Source organism: Mycolicibacter virginiensis (assembly GCF_022374935.2).
Lineage (GTDB): Bacteria > Actinomycetota > Actinomycetes > Mycobacteriales > Mycobacteriaceae > Mycobacterium > Mycobacterium virginiense.
Genome location: NZ_CP092430.2, coordinates 4,676,053 through 4,695,718, shown reverse-complemented (window position 1 = coordinate 4,695,718; position 19,666 = coordinate 4,676,053). Strand labels below are relative to the sequence as shown.

Below are 19,666 nucleotides of genomic sequence, written 5' to 3'. Positions count from 1 at the left end.
GGGTCGTCCCAATGGCTCGTAAGCACCACAGCAACCGTCGTGCCGTCGGAGCCGCGGGGGCACTAAGCGCCTTCCTAACCTTCGGGATCGCCCCGCTTACACTGGCACCGGCAGCGCAGGCCGACGCCGACTTCGGCTGGCTGGTCGACCTGTTCGAACCCGCCGTATGGCCGGGCGTAGACGGCGCCGGGTGGGACCTGGAGTCGTGGCTGAACCCGGCGGCGTGGGCTGACTACTTTGCCGGCCTGGACGCCGGTGCCGAATCGGCCGGCCTGGCCGCCGGTAATCCGTTCGACCTGACCGCGTTGCTCGATCAGCTCATCTACACTCCGCTGCACGACGGCATGGTCGACTGGATCAACAGCCCGTTCGGTAGCCAGGTCAACGGCTTTATCAACAACACCTTCGGCTTCGGCTCGATCATCATCGGCAACGGTGCCGCGGGCACCGAGCTCAACCCCGACGGCGGCAACGGCGGCTGGTTGTACGGCGATGGCGGCGCGGGCTACGACGGTTCGCTGACCGGGGTTGCCGGTGGCAATGGTGGCGCGGCCGGGATGTTCGGCAACGGTGGTGCCGGTGGCGCCGGCGGCGCGGGCTTCGACGGCGGCAACGGTGGTGCCGGTGGCAGCTGGAGCGGTGTCGGTGGCGCTGGCGGCATCGGTGGCTCTGGCGGCGACGGCGGTAACGGCGGCGCCGGGGCCGGCTGGCTGTTCGCCGTCGGTGGTGCCGGCGGTGCCGGCGGCGACGGACTGCTAGGCGCCGCGGGTGCGGCCGGTGTCGCGGGCATCAACGGCGGCAACGGCGGCGTTGGCGGCAATGGCGGTGTCGGCGGTAACGGTGGGACCGGCGGCGCGTCCAGGGCATTCCTGTTCGGTGCCGGCGGCAAGGGTGGTGCGGCCGGTGACGGTGGCACCGGTGGCGTCGGTGGTGCGGGCGTGGCCGGCACCAACGGAATCGACGGTGAGACAGGCACGTTCGCCGGTGGTGGTACCGGCGACGGCGGCGACGGCACCGACGGCACCGACGGCGGTAACGGCGGCACGGGTGGCAATGGCGGCACGGCCGGTACGGCCGGTGCCGGTGGGACGGCCAGCTCCTTGTTCGGCAGCAACGGCTCTGCGGGGGCCGGTGGTCAGGCCGGTAACGGCGGCAACGGCGGGGCCGGCGGCGTTGCCGGACTCGGTGGCAACGGCGGTGCGGGCGCGGCCGGCACGGCGGCGAACGTCGACGGTGGCGCGGGCGGTGACGGCGGCGACACCGGCACGGCCGGCGCCGGCGGTGCCGGCGGACAAGCCGGTGGCGCCGGAGCCATGGTCGGTCAGCAGGGCATCAACGGTGCCGACGTGACTGGTGTCGGCGGCAACGGTGGTGCGGGCGGTAACGGCTACAGCCCCACGGCCGCAGGGGAGTCGGGCGGCAACGGTGGCGCCGGTGGTGACGGCGGCGCCTACGGCAACGGCGGCGCGGGCGGTAACGGTGGCGACGGTGCGACCGGCACCGCCGGCGGCGACGGCAGCACCTCCAACCCCAACGGGACCGACGGTTTCACCGGCGGAAACGGCGGCGCCGGCGGCGTCGGCGGCAAGGGCGGTTCGATGGCCGGCAACGGTGGCGCCGGTGGTCGAGGCGGCCACGGCGCGGACGGTGGCGCGGGCGGAGATGGCGTCACCGGAGCGACGGGTTCGTTCGACAACGGCGGTGACGGGACCGGCGGCAACGGTGGCGACGCGGGCAGCGGCGGCAACGGTGGCAGCGGCGGCAATGGTGGTGCGGGCGGTACTGCGGCCCACGGTCTGGCGGGCTCGACCGGCGCCGGCGGAAACGCCGGCAACGGCGGCAACGCCGGCACGGCCGGAGACGGCGGCGCCGGGGCGGCCGGCACGGCTGCGCATCGCGACGGTGGTAACGGCGGTAACGGCGGCGACACCGGTAACGGCGGCAAGGCCGGCAACGCAGGCAGCGGATCCCACACCGGCGCAGCGGGTTCGGCCGGCAGCACGGTCACGATCGGTCAGGGCAACGGCGGTGCGGGCGGCGACGGATTCAGCGCCGTTACCGCAGGTGAGTCCGGCGGAAACGGCGGCGTCGGCGGTGACGGTGGTGATCACGGCAATGGCGGCAACGGTGGCACCGGTGGCGCAGGTGCGGACGGCACGAACGGGGCGGCCGGCAACGCGGTGAACCGTGACGGCGGCAACGGCACCGTCGGCGGTAGCGGCGGTACCGGCGGCGCCGGCGGTAAGGGTGGCTCCGAGGCTGGCAATGGTGGTGCCGGCGGCGTGGGTGGTGCCGGGGGTGCGGGCGGCAACGGTGGTAACGGCGTGACCGGGGCCAACGCCAGCACGGCCGGCGGACACGGGTCGAATGGCGGCGACGGTGGCAACGGCGCCGTGGGCGGCAACGGCGGTGCCGGCGGTGTCGGCGGAGCGGCCGGGAACGGTCATGCCGGTGCGAATGCCTCCGGCGGCGCCGGCGGTCGTGGCGGTGACGCGGGTGCCGCCGGCAACGGCGGGGCCGGCGGCAACGGCAACGCCGCACACATCAATGGCGGCAACGGCGGTGACGGTGGTGATGTCGGCATCGGCGCAGCGGGCGGTGTCGGCGGAGCGGCCGGCGGCGCTGGGGCGACGGTCGGTGCCACCGGTGCGCACGGCGCCGAGATCATCGGGGCCTCCGGTAACGGCGGCCAGGGCGGCGCGGGCTTCACCCCCACCGCGGCAGGACAATCCGGCGGCGACGGCGGCGCAGGCGGTAACGGCGGTGCCCACGGCAACGGCGGCAACGGCGGTGCCGGGGCGGCAGGTGCGGCCGGAACCAGCGGCCCGGTCGGCAACAACGGCACCCAGGGCAGCGTCAATGGCACCAACGGCGGACAAGGCGGTTCCGGCGGCAATGGTGGCAACGGCGGGGCCGGCGGCGCTGGTGGCTCGCTGAGCGTCAACACCGCCGGTAACGGCGGCATCGGTGGTGCGGGCGGCGCCGGCGGTAACGGTGGTGTCGGTGGGAAGGGCTTCACCGCTACTGCGCCGGGCGCCGACGGTGGCAACGGTGGCAAGGGTGGTCAGGCCGGTTCCGGCGGCGTCGGCGGTGCCGGCGGTAACGCGGGCACCGCGGCCAACGGAACCGTCGGCAACAACGGCAACGGTGGGGCTGGCGGTAATGCCGGCGATGCCGGAGCGGGCGGCAACGGTGGCGATGGCGCCGCCGGAAATGCGGCCAACCCCAATGGCGGCAACGGGGGCCAGGGCGGCGACCCTGGCAATGTCGCTGGGACCGGTGGCGCCGGCGGCACGGCCGGCGCCACCTCCGGCGGCGGCGGCATCCACGGCGGCCACGGCGCCGACGGCGTCTCGGCGACCACGGTGTCGGGTAACGGCGGCAACGGTGGGGCCGGGTTCAGCCCGACCAGCATCGCCGACAACGGCGGCAACGGTGGCGCCGGCGGCAACGGCGGTGCGGCGGGTTCGGCCGGTAACGGCGGCAACGGTGGCGCCGGCGGCGCGGGCGCGACCGGCGTCGGCGGTAATGGCGCGGTCGGCACCGCGGGCACGGCCGGTAACCCCAACGGGGGCGCCGGTGGTTCCGGTGCGTCCGGCGGTAACGGCGGCAGGGGTGGCAATGGCGGGGCCAGCGGCGCGCTGGTGACCAACCACGCCGGCAATGGCGGTGTCGGCGGCAAGGGCGGCGACGGCGGTGCTGGAGGTACCGGTGGTGCCGGCTTCAACGCGACGGCGGCCGGTGCCAACGGTGGTGACGGTGGCAAGGGTGGTCAGGCCGGTTCCGGTGGCACCGGTGGTGCCGGCGGTAACGCGGGTGCGATCAACGGTGCGGCCACCGCGGGTGTCAACGGCAGCGGAGGCGCCGGCGGTAATGCCGGGACGGCCGGCCAAGGCGGCAATGGCGGCAACGGTGGCGCCGGAGATGCGGCTAACCCCAATGGCGGCAACGGCGGTCGTGGGGGCGATGCAGGCAACGTTGCCGGCACCGGCGGTGTGGGCGGCGTGCACGGGACCGGCGGCATCGGTGGTGTCGACGGAGTGACCGGCGCCAACGGCACGGCCGTGAGCGTGGCCTCCGGCAACGGCGGCAACGGTGGGGCCGGGTTCAGCCCGACGAGCATCGCCGACAACGGCGGCAATGGCGGTGCCGGCGGTAACGGCGGTGCGGCGGGTTCGGCCGGTAACGGCGGCAACGGTGGTGCCGGCGGCGCGGGCGCGACCGGCGTCGGCGGTACCGGCGCGGTCGGCACCGCGGGCACGGCCGGCAACCCCAACGGCGGTGCCGGCGGATCCGGCGCGGCCGGTGGCAACGGTGGCAAGGGCGGTGTTGGCGGCGCCAGTGGCTTGCTCGGTGTCAACCACGCCGGCAATGGCGGTGTCGGCGGCAAGGGTGGCGACGGTGGTGCCGGTGGTACCGGTGGTGCCGGCTTCAACGCGACGGCGGCCGGTGCCAACGGTGGTGACGGTGGCAAGGGTGGTCAGGCCGGTTCCGGTGGCACCGGTGGTGCCGGCGGTAACGCGGGTGCGATCAACGGTGCGGCCACCGCGGGTGTAAACGGCAGCGGAGGCGCCGGCGGTAATGCCGGGACGGCCGGCCAAGGCGGCAATGGCGGCAACGGTGGCGCCGGAGATGCGGCTAACCCCAACGGGGGCAACGGCGGTCGTGGTGGCGATGCAGGCAGCATCTCCGGTACCGGCGGGGGCGGTGGTGCCCGCGGTACCGGCGGAACCGGCGGTGTCAATGGAGCGACCGGCGCCAACGGCACACCCGCCGTCGGCCCATCCGGCAATGGCGGCAACGGCGGCAACGGCTACAACGCGGCCGCCGACGCTAACGCCGCAGCCGGCGCCCGAGGTGGCGACGGCGGTAAGGGCGGCAGCGGCGGCTCGATCGGTAACGGAGGCAACGGCGGTGCCGGAGGCACCGGTGCGGCGGGTCAGGCCGGCGGAAACGCCGCCAACGCCGGAGGATCCGGGACGGCCGGGCTCACCGGTGGTGCCGGCGGCAACGGTGGTGCGGGCGGCGACGGCGGTGCCGTGTCCGGCGCTGCGGGCAACGGCGGTGCCGGCGGCAAGGGTGGCGTCGGTGGTGCCGGCGGTAGCGGCGCGAACGGCTCGACCGGCATCACCGCCCCCGACGGCAGCGGACTCACCGGCGGCAAGGGCGGCAACGGCGGCAGCGGGGCCATCGGCGGCACCGGTGGAGTCGGTGGTAGCGGCGGCGTCGGCGGCACCGCCACCGACGGCAGCACCGGTAGCCACGGCGTCGGTGGCCAAGGCGGCGCCGGTGGCCAGGGCGGCAGCGCCGGAAACGGCGGTACCGGTGGTGCAGGTGCTGGTGGCGGCACCAACGCGGCCGCCGGCAACGGCGGCCAGGGCGGCAACGGCGGAAACCGCGGCACCGGTGGGGCCGGCGGTCTCGGTGGTGACAGCGGTAACGGCCAGCTGGCCGCGAGTGGAGCCGGGGGCGCGACCGGAGCCAGCGGCGGCAACGGCGGTAACGGCGGAGTCGGCGGTAATGGTCAAGGCACCGTCAACGGTGCTGCCCAGATCGGTGGCATCGGCGGCAAGGGCGGCGACGCCGGCACCATCGGCAATGGTGGTAACGGTGGTGCCGGCGGCACTGGTGCGGCCGGAACCGCCGGCTACACCCCGCCGACTGGCCAGGCAGCTGGTGGCGGAACCGGAGCCAACGGCGCTAACACCAACCAGGCCGGTCAGATCGGTGGTGCCGGTGGCACCGGGGCGTCCGCGTCGTGCGCGCTGTTCTTCGGCTGCGGCGACATCAACGCCGGTGATGGCGGCAACGGTGGCTACGGCGGGCAGGGCGCGGCCGGCGGTAACGGCGGCGCCGGCGGCGGCGCCAATGCGCAGACCGGCGGAACCCGGGGCTTCGCCTACGGCGGCGACGGTGGCAATGGCGGCAATGGTGGTAACGGCACCAACGGCACGGCCGGGGCCAGCGGTGGCGCCGGTGGCGCCGGCGGCAAGGGCGGTTCGATCGCCGGCAACGGTGGCGACGGCGGTCTCGGCGGCCTGGGCGGCAACGGCGGTGCGGGCGAGAACGGTGGCAACGGCGGCGCCGGCGGCGGCGGCGGTACCGGTGAGAACCACCAGGGCACCGGTTACGCCAAGGGCGGCGACGGTGGCGACGGTGGCACCGGCGGTACGGGCGGTAACGGCGGCGCGGGCGGTAACGGCGGAGTCGGTGGCGCGGCGGGGACTGCGCAAGGCATCGGCGCCAACGGCAATACCGGTGTCGGTGGCGCCGGCGGCACCGGTGGTGCGGCCGGTTCCGGTGGCGCAGGCGGTACCGCCGGGGCGGCCGGATCGGCGTCCGCGGGCGGCGCGGTCAGCGCGGACCCTGGCACGGCGGGGCAGACCGGCACCGCGGGCACCTCAGGAACGAAGGGCGCCGACGGTGTCCACGGCTAAAACCCCTGCAGGCAAGCGGGTTTCCGGCCCGGCACCCAGTGCCGGGGCCGGAGACCCTGGCCCGCATGCCGTGTCGTCGGCGTCCCGCATCCCGATGCCCAACTAACTCCACTCACCCAGACACCAGATAGAGGTCATCCCCATGGCTCGTAAGCGTCGCAGTGCAGCACTGCACGGAACCCGCGGCAGCGCAGGGCGTCGGGCGGTCGGTGCCGCCGGTGCGGTGAGTACCTTTCTGGCCCTGGGGATTGCGCCGCAGGCGCAGGCCGACTTCGATCTGGAAGACCTGTTCGACCCGAGTTCCTGGAGTACGTTGTTCGACGGCAGCACAGGGGATCTGGGCTTCAACTGGGATCAGCTGTTCGCCGGAGACGAGCTGAGCAACGCGCTGAGTGCGGCCTACGCCGAGCCGGGTTCGGCGGCGGCGATGCTGGGTGACCCGTTCGGTATCACCGGCTTGCTGGGCCAGTATCTGTTTGAGCCGATGCACGCCGGGATGGTGGCGTGGATCAACGACCCCTTCATCGGCAAGCCGGTGGATGACTTCATCAACACCTGGTTCGGGTTCGGTTCGATCATAATCGGCAATGGTGCCGCGGGCACCGAGCTCAATCCCGATGGTGGCAACGGGGGTTGGCTGTTCGGAGACGGCGGTGCGGGCTACGACGGTTCGCTGACCGGGGTTGCCGGTGGTGACGGCGGCGCGGCCGGGATGTTCGGCAACGGTGGTGCCGGCGGTGCCGGGGGCCTCGGCTTCGACGGCGGTGACGGCGGCAACGGTGGCACCTGGACCGGGGTCGGCGGCGTCGGTGGTGTTGGTGGCGCCGGCGGCAATGGCGGTGACGGGGGCGCCGGTCTGGGCTGGATCTTCGGCATCGGCGGCAACGGCGGAGCCGGCGGCGACGGACTGGCGGGAATCGCCGGGGCAGTCGGTGTTGCCGGTGTGGACGGCGGCAACGGCGGTGCGGGCGGCAACGGTGGAAACGGCGGCAACGGGGGCGCCGGCGGGGCGTCCAAGGCGCTGCTGTACGGCTCCGGCGGGCAGGGCGGCGCGGCCGGAAACGGTGGCGCTGGTGGTGCCGGCGGCCAGGGTCTGGGTGGCGAAGACGGCACCGATGGCGTGGCCGGGACGTTCGCCGATGGTGGCTCCGGCAACGGCGGTGATGGCACCGCGGGCTCCAACGGTGGCAACGGTGGTGCCGGTGGCAACGGCGGCGCGGCCGGAGCGGCCGGGGCCGCGGGAGTCACCCATGCGCTGTTCGGCCTGGACGGCAGCACCGGTGCATCCGGCCACGGTGGCGACGGTGGTGCCGGCGGCGACGGTGGCGACTCCGGCGTGGGTGGTAACGGTGGTGCGGGTGCGGCCGGGACTGCCGTCAACCTTCACGGCGGCGACGGCGGCAACGGCGGGGCGACGGGCACCGCCGGCATCGGCGGTGCGGGCGGCCAGGCCGGTACCGGTGGCGTGGACGGCCAGACGGGTAACGGCGGCGAGGCATCGACCGGTGCCGCATCCGGTGGTCGAGGCGGCGACGGTTACGACGCCGCTGCCGACCCGAATGCGGCGGCGGGAACCGCCGGTGGCAACGGCGGCAAGGGCGGCAACGCCGGCGACAACGGCAGCGCGGGCGTCGGCGGTAACGGCGGCAACGGTGCCGCCGGAGCGGCCGGAACCAGCAGCACGACAGCCGGTGTGGACGGCACCGCCGGCACCGACGGTGGCGCCGGCGGCAATGGTGGCGCCGGTGGTTTGAACGCCGACGGAATGACCTACGCCGCTACCGGTTTCGGTGGCGACGGTGGTGCCGGCGGCCAGGGCGGCCACGGCTACACCGGCTTGTCTGGTGCCAGCGTCGGCGCGGACGGTGAGAGCGGCAGCAATGGTGGTGCCGGGGGCAACGGTGGTACCGGGGGTACCGGCTCCATCGCGGGCCAGCAGGGTGCCGGAGGTGTCGGCGGCAACGGCGGTAGCGGCGGTGACGGGGCGGCCGGTGATGCGGGCGTCGACGGCACGTCAAGCAACCACGACGGCACGGCCGGTGGTAACGGCGGCAACGGCGGCAACGCGGGCACCGGCGGTGTCGGCGGCCAGGGCGCCGGCGGCCCCGCGGCCAGCGGCAACGACGGCACCGCGGGCCTTGGCGGCAACGGCGGCAACGGCGGTGACGGCCTCGCCGGAACCGACAGCACGCAGGCGGGCGTGAACGGCACCGCCGGTGGCAGCGGTGGTGCCGGCGGAAACGGTGGACAGGGTGGCCTGCTCGCGGGTAGCACCACCGACCGCGCCGGCTCGGGTAACGGTGGCGATGGTGGCGCCGGAGCCAAGGGCGGCAACGGCTTTACCGGTGCCGATGGCGCGACGCCGGGCGCGGATGGCGTCAGCGGCACCAATGGTGGTGCCGGCGGTAACGGTGGTGCCGGTGGTTCCGGCGCGACGGCCGGCCAGCAGGGCGCCGGTGGTGTCGGCGGCAATGGTGGTAGCGGCGGCAACGGTGCAGCCGGCAAGGCCGGCACCGACGGCGTTACGAACAGTCACGACGGCACGGCCGGCGGTAACGGCGGCAACGGCGGGAACGCCGGCGCTGGTGGCGCCGGTGGTCAGGGCGCCGATGGCCCCGCGGCCAGGGGTAACGATGGCACCGCGGGCCTTGGCGGCAACGGCGGCAAGGGCGGCAACGGCCTTGCGGGCCTGGACGGCGCCGGGCCGGCTGTGAACGGTACCGCCGGCGGCAACGGTGGTGCCGGCGGCAACGGCGGTCAGGGCGGTCTGCTGGCCGGCAGCACCACCGACCGCGCCGCCTCGGGTGCCGGCGGCGATGGTGGCGCCGGAGCCAAGGGCGGCAACGGATTTACCGGTACCAACGGCCTCACCCCGGGTGCTGACGGTGGTAGCGGCACCAATGGTGGTGCCGGCGGTAATGGTGGTGTCGGCGGTACCGGCTCGACCGCCGGTGCGCACGGTGCCGGTGGTGCCGGCGGCAATGGCGGCAGCGGCGGCAATGGGGCAGCCGGTAGCGCGGGTGTCGATGGCACCTCGGCCAACCACGACGGCACGGTCGGCGGCAACGGCGGCAGGGGCGGCAACGCGGCGCTTGGCGGCGCCGGCGGCGAGGGTCCCAACGGCATCCACGCAGCCAACGGCACCAACGGCACCGCAGGCCTCGGCGGCAATGGTGGCCAGGGCGGTAGCGGCTTGGCCGGAACCGACAGCACGCAGGCGGGCGTGAACGGCACCGCCGGTGGCAGCGGCGGTAGCGGTGGCAACGGTGGTCTGGGTGGTCTGCTGGCGGGCAGCTCCACGGACCGGGCTGCCTCGGGCGTCGGCGGTAATGGTGGTGCGGGTGGTAAGGGCGGCAACGGATTTACTGGTGCCGACGGTGCGACGCCGGGTGCGGATGGCGTGAGTGGCACCAATGGTGGTGCCGGCGGCAATGGTGGCGCCGGTGGTACCGGTTCGACGGCCGGCCAGCATGGTGCCGGTGGTGTCGGCGGCAATGGCGGCAGCGGCGGCAAGGGCGCGGCCGGCAGCGCGGGTGTCGATGGCACGTCGAGCAACCACGACGGCACGGCCGGTGGCAATGGTGGCAATGGTGGTAACGCCGGTGCCGGTGGGATCGGTGGTCAGGGCGCCAGCGGTGCTGCGGCCAGTGGTACCAACGGCACCGCGGGCGTCGGCGGTAACGGTGGGTCCGGCGGTAAGGGTCTTGACGGCACCAGCAGCACGCAGGCGGGTGTGGACGGAACTGCCGGTGGCGCTGGTGGTTTGGGTGGCAACGGTGGCCAGGGCGGTCTGCTCGCCGGCAGCACCACCCAGCACGCGGCCTCGGGCAACGGTGGCAATGGTGGTGCGGGCGGCAAGGGCGGCAACGGCTTTACCGGTGCCGACGGTGCGACGCCGGGTGCTGATGGTGTCAGCGGAACCAATGGCGGTGCCGGCGGCAATGGTGGCGCCGGTGGTACCGGTTCGACGGCCGGCCAGCATGGTGCCGGTGGTGTCGGCGGCAATGGTGGTAGCGGCGGCAAGGGAGCGGCCGGCAGCGCAGGCATTGACGGCACTGCGGCCAATCACGACGGTACGGCAGGCGGCCAGGGGGGCAACGGCGGCAACGCCGGTGCCGGCGGCGCCGGCGGCCAAGGAGCCAGTGGGCCTGCGGCCAGTGGTACCAACGGCACCGCGGGCGTCGGCGGCAATGGCGGCCAGGGCGGTAAGGGTCTTGACGGCACCAGCAGCACGCAGGCGGGTGTGGACGGAACTGCCGGTGGCGCTGGTGGTTTGGGTGGCAACGGTGGCCAGGGCGGTCTGCTCGCCGGCAGCACCACCCAGCACGCGGCCTCCGGCAACGGTGGCAATGGCGGCGCGGGCGGTCAGGGTGGCAACGGCTACGACGGCTTGACCGGCGTCAACGCCGGCAGCGGCCAATCCGGCACCAACGGCGGCCAGGGCGGCAACGGTGGCGCCGGCGGGACCGGCGCCGTCGGTGGCGTCGGCGGTAACGCCGGCAATGGCGGTGTCGGCGGCAACGGTGGCAACGGCGTCAACGGCGCCAACGCGACGTCCGCCGGTGCGGACGGCCTCAACGGTGGCAGCGGCGGCAACGGTGGTCAGGGTGGCGCCGGCGGTCAAGGCGGCAACGCCGGTACCTCCACCTCGGGCAACGCGGCCGCCAACGGGAACGGCGGCAGCGGCGGGCGTGGCGGTAACGCCGGCTTGGCCGGCGACGGCGGCCGCGGCGCCGACGGCAACGCCACCAACCCCGACGGCGGCAACGGCGGCGTCGGCGGCGAGGTCGGCACCGCCGGCACGGGCGGATCGGCCGGCGCGCACGGCACCGGTGGTGCCGGCGGCACGGATGGCACCACTGGGGCTGGCGGCACCGCCATCACGGGCCCGGCCGGAAACGGCGGTCAGGGCGGAAATGGCTTCAGCCCCACCAGCTCCGCTGAGAACGGCGGAAATGGCGGCAACGGCGGCGCAGGTGGCGCCGGTGGCTCGCAGGGCAACGGCGGCGACGGCGGTAGCGGTGGTGCCGGTGCCACTGGCATCGGCGGGACCGGCGCGGCCGGCACCGCAGGCACGGCAGCACACCCCGATGGCGGCGCGGGCGGTTCAGGTCTGTCCGGCGGCAACGGCGGAAAGGGCGGCAACGGCGGTGCCAGCGGCAGCCTCGCCGCCAACCACGCCGGTAACGGTGGCGCCGGCGGCGCCGGCGGCGCGGGCGGCAACGGTGGGACCGGTGGCGCCGGCTATGACGCCACCGCCGACCTCGACGCGCCAGCCGGCACCAACGGCGGCAACGGCGGCAACGGCGGTGAGGCCGGATCCGGTGGCACCGGTGGCGCCGGAGGTAACGCCGGTGCGATCAACGGCGCGGCCAGTGCGGGCGCCAACGGCAACGGCGGCAACGGAGGTAACGCCGGCGTGGCAGGGCAGGGCGGTAACGGCGGCAACGGTGCCGACGGCAACGCCTCCACCCCCAACGGCGGCAACGGTGGCAACGGCGGTGAGCCGGGCAACGTGGCCGGCACGGGCGGTGCCGGTGGCGCGCACGGCACCGGCGGAACCGGCGGCGTCGACGGCGCGCATGGCGCCAGCGGAACCCCGGTCACCACGGCGTCCGGCAACGGCGGCAACGGTGGCAACGGCTACAACGCGGCCACTGACCCCGCCGCCACTGCGGGCACCGACGGTGGTGCGGGCGGCGCGGGCGGCAACGGTGGCTCGGCCGGCAACGGCGGCAACGGCGGTGCCGGTGGCAGCGCGGCTACGGGTGTCGGCGGCTCCGGCGCGGTCGGTACGGCCGGAACTGCGCTCGACCCCAACGGCGGCAACGGGCTTCAGGGTGATGCCGGCGGCAATGGTGGCAAGGGCGGCCATGGCGGCAATGGCGGTCTGCTGAGCGTCAACACCGCCGGCAATGGCGGTAACGGCGGGGCGGGCGGTGACGGTGGCGCCGGCGGTACCGGCGGTGCGGGCTACAGCGCGACGGTTGCTGGGGCCAACGGCGGCGACGGCGGCAACGGCGGCGAGGCCGGCTCGGGTGGCACCGGAGGTGCTGGCGGCAACGCCGGAACCGCGCAGAACGGCAACGTCGTCGGCACCAATGGCAACGGCGGCAAGGGCGGTAACGCCGGCAGCGCCGGCCAGGGCGGCGACGGCGGCCGGGGCGCCGACGGCAATGCCACCACGCACGACGGTGGTGATGGCGGCGACGGCGGTGACGCCGGCAATGTCTCGGGCACCGGCGGTGAGGGCGGCGCGGCCGGTACCACGATCGGCGGCGGCGGCACGGCCGGTACCGCGGGCGCCAGTGGCACCCCGGCGGCCGGCCCGTCCGGTAACGGCGGTAACGGCGGCGACGGCTACAGCCAGCCCGGCACCGGCACCGGCGGCCAAGGCGGTGCCGGCGGCGACGGCGGCAACATGGGCAACGGCGGCGACGGCGGGCGTGGCGGCGACGGCAGCGTCGGCACGACGGCTGGCGGATAGGCGTCAGGCCGTCGAGTGAACGGATGTCCGCGATGAGATCGCTGCCCTGGTACGCCAGGGCAGCTGGGCCGAGCACCTGTCAGCACAGGAAGCGCTCCGTATCCCGAGCTGCGTCCATCCGGGTTCGGATGGTTCAGGTAAGTACCGCATTGACATGGGTGGATAGCTCGACGCCCGGCGGATTTTCCGTGGCGGATCGATTCCCGATCTGACTGTGGCCGCGCAGCAGGCGTGGCGTCAGCGGAGCAAAACATCACAACCATCCATGGGCCCATGCACTGGGCCACCGTTTGAGAACTTGGGGCAGTAAATGACTGGAAAGCGTCAGAGCGCACGGCAGGCCGGAGCCGGCCAGCACATGGGAGGCTCGCGTCGTCGAGTGCTGGGTGCGGGTTCCGCGGCGGCGGCCTTCTTGGCGTTGGGTATGACACCGTTGGTGTCGGCGCCGGCGGCGCAGGCCGATGGTGAGTTCGATTGGCTGCTGGATCTGTTCAACCCGGCTGCCTGGCCGAGTGCCGATGCGGACACCGCGGCGGCGTTCGATTGGGGGTCGTTGTTCGACTCGTCGGCGGGGCAAGCCAGTGGCGACCCGTTCGATCTGAGTGCCTACATCGATGAGTTCGTCTACCTGCCGTTGCACGCGAGCATGGTCGACTGGATTGAGAGCCCGTTGGGCATCGAGGTCAACTCGTTCATCAATGACACGTTCGGGTTCGGTTCGATCATCATCGGCAATGGCGCTGCCGGCATCGAGGGCGTCGATGGCGGCAATGGTGGTGCGGGCGGTTGGCTGTTCGGTGATGGTGGCGACGGCGTCGCCGGCGGTGATGGCGGCGCGGCAGGCCTGTTCGGCAACGGCGGCGCCGGCGGGGCAGGTCTGGCCGGCCTGGCCGGTGGTGATGGTGGTGCCGGCGGTTCGTGGATGGGCGTTGGTGGTACCGGCGGTGTGGGCGGCGACGGTGGTGGCGCCGGCGGCAATGGTGGCGATGGCACGGGTTGGCTGTTCGGTTCCGGCGGTGCCGGTGGCGCCGGGGGAATCGGCGCGGCAGGTGCGGCGGGTCTGTCCGGTGCTACCGGTGTTTGGGCCAATGGAGGCAGCGGCGCGGTCGGTGGCAACGGTGTCCTGGGCGGTAACGGTGGCAATGGTGGTGCCGGTGGTAAGGCGTCGGGCTTGTTCGGTAACGGTGGCAATGGTGGTGTCGGCGGTGTCGGTGGTGCCGGCGGTAATGGTGGCCGCGGTGGTGACGGTGCTGCTGGTGACTGGGATGTGGCCGCCAGCAACGGAAATGGTGGTGATGGTGCCGGCGGTGGTGACGGCGCCAACGGTGGTCAGGGTGGTCAGGGTGGTCTCGCTGGTGCTGGGACGAGCTGGGGGTCTGCGGGCGTCAATGGTCTTGGTGGCCAGGGTGGTGCCGGCGGCAACGCCGGGATCGCCGGCAACGGCGGCGACGGGGCCGAAGGAACGGCGGGTAACACCGCCGGTGGCCGCGGCGCCGACGGCGGAAACCCCGGCGCGATCGGTCACGGCGGTCAGGGCGGCCTGACCGGTGGCTCCACCACCGAGCATGCGGCCAGTGGCGCCGACGGGCAGGCGGCCGGGCACGGCGGCAATGGCGGAAACGGTGGCGACGGCTTCGACGTGGCGGCCTACAACGCCGCTCACGCAGGCGAATTGGGCTTCAAGGCGCTGAGCATCGCCGGCGGCAACGGCGGCCTTGGTGGCAACGCCGGCGCGGTCGGCGACGGCGGGACCGGTGGCAACGGCGGAAACGGCGGTGACGGCGGTCGGGGCGGCAACAGTGGTGTGCTGCTGGAGAACGGCCACGGCGGCAAGGGTGGTGCCGGTGGCAACGGAGGCAATGGTGGCGCGGGCGGCGCCGGCGGCTGGGAGGCCGGCCAGGGCGGTGCCGGTGGTACCGGCGGCAAGGGTGGCGCCGGCGGCGTCGGCGGAGACGCCCTGAACCCCAACTCCGGAACGGGTGGTGACGGTGGTGTCGGCGGTCGGGGTGGTCTCGGTGGTGCCGGCGGCGCCGGATACACCGGAGCGGCGGGCGTGCAAGGCGTCAACGACGGCGCGGGGGAGAACGGCGGCAACGGTGGTGCCGGTGGTACCGGTGGCGAGGGTGGCGCCGGTGGCAACGCGGGCAACGGTGCCACCAGCAACGGTGGAAACGGCAATGGCGGTGCGGGCGGCAAGGGCGGCGACGCCGGCGCCGGTGGTAACGGCGGCCGGGGCGCGGACGGCGATGCCACCCATGTCGACGGAGGTCAGGGCGGCAACGGTGGCAACGCCGGCATCGAAGGTGCCGGTGGTGCCGGCGGTAGCGCCGGCACTGGCGGCAACGGTGGCACGTCCGGTCTGCACGGAGGCGCCGGCAGCCAGGTGACCAGCGGCGGCAACGGCGGCGACGGCGGTAACGGCTTCACCTCCACGGTGGCCGGGGCCTCCGGTGGTAACGGTGGCGCCGGCGGTGACGGTGGCAACCTCGGCAACGGTGGCAACGGCGGTGCCGGCGGCAACGGCGTGGCCGGTACTAACGGTGTCGGGACCGACGCAAGCGGCAACGGCAACTCCGGCACCAGCGGTGGCTCGGGTGGCTTCGGCGGCAAGGGTGGCAACGCCGGCACCGGCCTGAGCACCCTGACCGGTGGCATCGGCGGTGCCGGTGGTTCGGGCGCCGACGGCGGCGACGCCGTGGCCGGTGCGACCGGTGCGGCCGGTTCGTTCGCTTCCGGTGACGGCAATGGTGGTGCGGGCGGTAACGCCGGTACGGCCGGAGCCGGCGGCAACGGCGGCAATGGTGGTGTCGGTGGCACCAACGGTGACGGCAGCGCGGCGGCGACCGGCGCCGGCGGCAACGCCGGTAGTGGCGGCTCGGGTGCCGTGGGCGGTGACGGTGGTGCGGGCGCCCACGGCGACGCGTCGCACCTCAATGGTGGCAACGGCGGTCGCGGTGGTGACTCCAGCCAGGGCGGTGCCGCGGGCATGGCCGGCACTGGTTCCTCGACGGGCAGCGCCGGTTCCCAGGGCGCGGGTGTGAGCGGCCCGGCCGGCAATGGCGGTCAGGGTGGCGACGGCTTCACCTCCGGCGTGGCCGGTGCGTCCGGTGGTAACGGTGGTGCCGGTGGTGACGGCGGCAACCTGGGCAACGGTGGCAACGGTGGCGCTGGTGGCGACGGTGTGGCCGGCATCAACGCCGTCGGCACGGACGGCAACGGCAATGGCAACTCCGGGACCGCCGGCGGCTCGGGTGGCACGGGCGGTAAGGGCGGCAACGCCGGTACCGGCTTGACCTCACTGACCGGTGGTGTCGGTGGCAATGGTGGTTCGGGTGCCGACGGTGGTGACGCATTTGCCGGCGCTGCCGGCGCGGCCGGTGATTACACCACCGGTAATGGCAACGGTGGTGCCGGCGGCAACGCCGGGACGGCCGGAAACGGCGGTAACGGCGGTAACGGCGGTGCGGGCGGCAGCAACGGCGACGGCAGCCTGGCTTCGACCGGCACCGGTGGCAACGCCGGCAGTGGCGGCGACGGCGCCGCGGGCGGCAATGGCGGCGCCGGCGCCAACGGCAATGCGATGTACAGCATCAACGGTGGCAACGGTGGTCGCGGTGGTGACTCCAGCCAGGGCGGTGCCGCGGGCACGGCCGGCACCGGCTCCACGAATGGAACTACCGGTTCTGCTGGTGATGGTGTCAGCGGCCCGGCTGGCAACGGCGGCAAGGGCGGTGATGGCTTCACCTCCAGCCTGTTCGGTGCGTACGGCGGCAACGGCGGCAAGGGCGGCGATGGCGGCAACCTCGGCAACGGTGGCGACGGTGGCGCTGGCGGCAACGGCGTCGCGGGCACCAACGGCATCACCGCCACGGTCGCAGGCGGCAGCGGCACCAGCGGAAGCGACGGCGGATTCGGCGGCAACGGTGGCGCGGGTGGTCTCGGCGGCTCCATCTCCGGGCATGGCGGCAACGGCGGTGCCGGCGGTGCAGGCGCCCAGGGCGGAAACGCCGGCGCTGGCGCGGCCGGGGTGAACGGCAGCTACCTCAACGGCGGTGACGGTTCTGGCGAGAAGGGTGGCGACGCCGGTGTCGCCGGCAATGGCGGCCGGGGCGGCAACGGCGGTGCGGCCGGTGGTGTGGCCGCGGGCGGTACTGGAGCCGACGGCGCGGTGGGCGCAGCCGGGTCCGGCGGCGCTGGTGGCGACGGCGCAGCGGGTGGCAACGGCGGCGACGGTGCGGCCGGCGACGCGGCAAACCTCAACGGGGGCAACGGCGGAGCCGGGGGGAACTCGAGCACCGGTGGCAACGGCGGCGCGGTCGGTACCGGCGCAGGCGCTGCGACCGGCGGCACCGCGGGCAGCAGCCCCACCGGCCCGGCCGGCAACGGTGGCGCAGGTGGCGCCGGATTCACCAACGCGACCGGCGTCGGTGGCGACGGCGGTAAGGGCGGCGACGGCGGCAACATCGGCAACGGTGGAGCGGGCGGCTCCGGCGGCTCCGGTGGCGACGGCGTCGACGGCGACCAGGGCACGCTGGCCCACATCAGCGGCACCGACGGCACCGCGGGCTTCCACGGCGGTAAGGGCGGCGACGGTGGTGTCGGCGGGTCGACGTCGGGCAACGGCGGCACCGGGGGTGTTGGCGGGGCCGGCGGCAAGGGCGGTTCCGGTGGCGACGGTCTGGCCGGCACCAGCGCCACCACGGCCGGTGGTGCCGGAACCGACGGTGGTTCCGGCGGCAACGGCCAGGCCGGTGGCTACGGCGGTGCCGGCGGCAACGGTGGCGCGTCGGCGCAGGGGACCGCGGGTGCCAACGGAAACGGCGGTGCGGGCGGTGCGGGCGGTGACGCCGGCACACCGGGCGACGGCGGCAACGGCGGCGACGGCGATGCGGTCACCGTCAACGGCGGCAACGGCGGTGCGGGTGGCAACGCCGGCACCGCGGGCAGCGGCGGCGCCGGCGGTGCACACGGCACCGGCGGTACCGGCGGCATCAACGGCGGCGACGGGGCCGACGGCACCGGAGTCACCGGCCCGGCCGGTAACGGCGGCACGGGCGGCAACGGCTACAACGCCGCCACCGACGCCGGGGCCGCCGGCGGCACCAGCGGCGGGAACGGTGGAGCCGGCGGCAACGGCGGCAACATCGGCAATGGTGGCAACGGTGGCGTCGGCGGAGACGGTAAGACCGGCGTCGGCGGGACCGGCGCGGCCGGCACCGCGGGCACGCTCGCAGATCCGAACGGTGGTGCCGGTGGTCAAGGCCTGGCCGGTGGCAATGGCGGCAAGGGCGGTGCGGGCGGCAACGGCGGTTCGCTGGCGGCCAACGTGGCCGGAAACGGCGGCAACGGCGGCAACGGTGGGGCCGGCGGCGCCGGCGGGACCGGTGGCGCCGGCTATGACGCCAGCACCGGATCGGTGGCCGGCGCGAGCGGCGGCAACGGCGGCAACGGCGGTGAAGCCGGATCCGGCGGCACCGGTGGAGCCGGCGGAAGTGCCGGCACCACCAGCCACGGCACCGTCGGCACCAACGGCAACGGCGGCAACGGCGGCAGCGCCGGAACCGCGGGCGAGGGCGGCCAAGGCGGCAACGGCGCCGCCGGTGACGCCAGCACCCCCAACGGCGGTAACGGCGGTAACGGCGGTGACCCGGGCAGCATCGCCGGCACCGGCGGCAACGGCGGCGCGGCCGGAACCACGGCCGGTGCCGGGGGCACCGACGGGACCGACGGCGCGAACGGCACCCAGGCCATCGGCCCGTCGGGCAACGGTGGCAACGGCGGTGCCGGATATGACCCGTCGCACGACCCGAACGCCGTGACAGGGGCGTCCGGTGGTGCCGGCGGCAAGGGCGGCAACGGCGGCGCGATCGGCAACGGTGGCGACGGTGGTGCCGGCGGTAGCGGCACGGCGGGCATGGCCGGCCTCAGCGCCACCGTCGCGGGCGGCTCCGGCCTCAACGGCCAGGACGGCGGCGCGGGCGGCAACGGCGGCGCGGGCGGACTCGGCGGTGCCTTGTCCGGCAACGGCGGCGCCGGGGGTGCCGGTGGTTCGGGTGCCGACGGCGGCCAGGGCGGCAGCGGCATGAACGGTGCTGCCGGCGCGGTGGCCTCTGGAATTGCCGGTCAGGCCAACAACGGCCAAGACGGTGGCGACGGCGCCATCGGCGGTCAGGGCGGTAACGGCGGCAACGGTGGCCTCGGTGGGACCGCGGCGCACGGCACCACGGGCAGCCTGGGAGCGGGCGGCAACGGCGGCAACGGCGGCGCCGGTGGCACCGCGGGTAACGGCGGTGCCGGAGCCAACGGCGACGCCACCAACCACAAGGGCGGCGACGGCGGGGATGGCGGCGACGTCGCTTACCCGAGCGCCGCGGGTGGCACCGCCGGGACCGGTTCTGGCAACGCTACGGCGGGCAGTGCGGGCAGCGTGCCCGGCGGCCCGGTCGGCAATGGCGGCAACGGCGGTGACGGCTGGAACAACACCGGCACATCCGGGACCGGCGGTGCCGGCGGCGCCGGCGGCGACGGTGGAAACCTGGGCCTTGGCGGCGACGGCGGCCACGGCGGCAACGGCCCGAACGGATCGGGCCCCAACGGCTGATCCTGGTAGGACAGATTGACGCGGCCACCTCAGCAATGGGGTGGCCGCGTCGCTTTTCTGGGCGGGAAAACAGGAGATAAAGCTGGCCCTTGTTGCGAACCGTTGTGCTTATCGCCACAGGTGACGAAGCGTTACTGGACA

The 19,666-nt window shown here is 74.7% G+C and carries 3 protein-coding genes; all 3 read left to right on the top strand.

Annotated elements, in window-relative coordinates:
• Positions 1–11: 11 nt before the first annotated feature.
• The 3 genes from MJO54_RS22445 (at position 12) to MJO54_RS22430 (ending at position 19,525) form a co-directional block, all read left to right on the top strand.
• Positions 12–6,437, top strand: a complete 6,426-nt coding sequence (locus tag MJO54_RS22445; protein WP_275564481.1) for a PGRS repeat-containing protein — start codon at positions 12–14, stop codon at positions 6,435–6,437.
• A 142-nt stretch (positions 6,438–6,579) separates the two neighbouring features.
• The gene (locus MJO54_RS23715; protein WP_275564480.1) at positions 6,580–12,924 is read left to right on the top strand and encodes a PGRS repeat-containing protein; all 6,345 of its coding nucleotides are present in this window, start codon (positions 6,580–6,582) and stop codon (positions 12,922–12,924) included.
• A gap of 310 nt (positions 12,925–13,234) precedes the next feature.
• Positions 13,235–19,525: a PE family protein gene (locus tag MJO54_RS22430; RefSeq protein ID WP_240175441.1), complete on the top strand. Its 6,291-nt coding sequence runs from the start codon at positions 13,235–13,237 to the stop codon at positions 19,523–19,525.
• Positions 19,526–19,666 lie beyond the last annotated feature (141 nt).

Excerpts from the sequence above, each read along its gene's own strand:
- MJO54_RS23715 (WP_275564480.1), top strand. The coding sequence starts at position 6,580 with ATGGCTCGTAAGCGTCGCAGTGCAGCACTGCACGGAACCCGCGGCAGC.
- MJO54_RS22430 (WP_240175441.1), top strand. The coding sequence starts at position 13,235 with ATGACTGGAAAGCGTCAGAGCGCACGGCAGGCCGGAGCCGGCCAGCAC.
- MJO54_RS22445 (WP_275564481.1), top strand. The coding sequence starts at position 12 with ATGGCTCGTAAGCACCACAGCAACCGTCGTGCCGTCGGAGCCGCGGGG.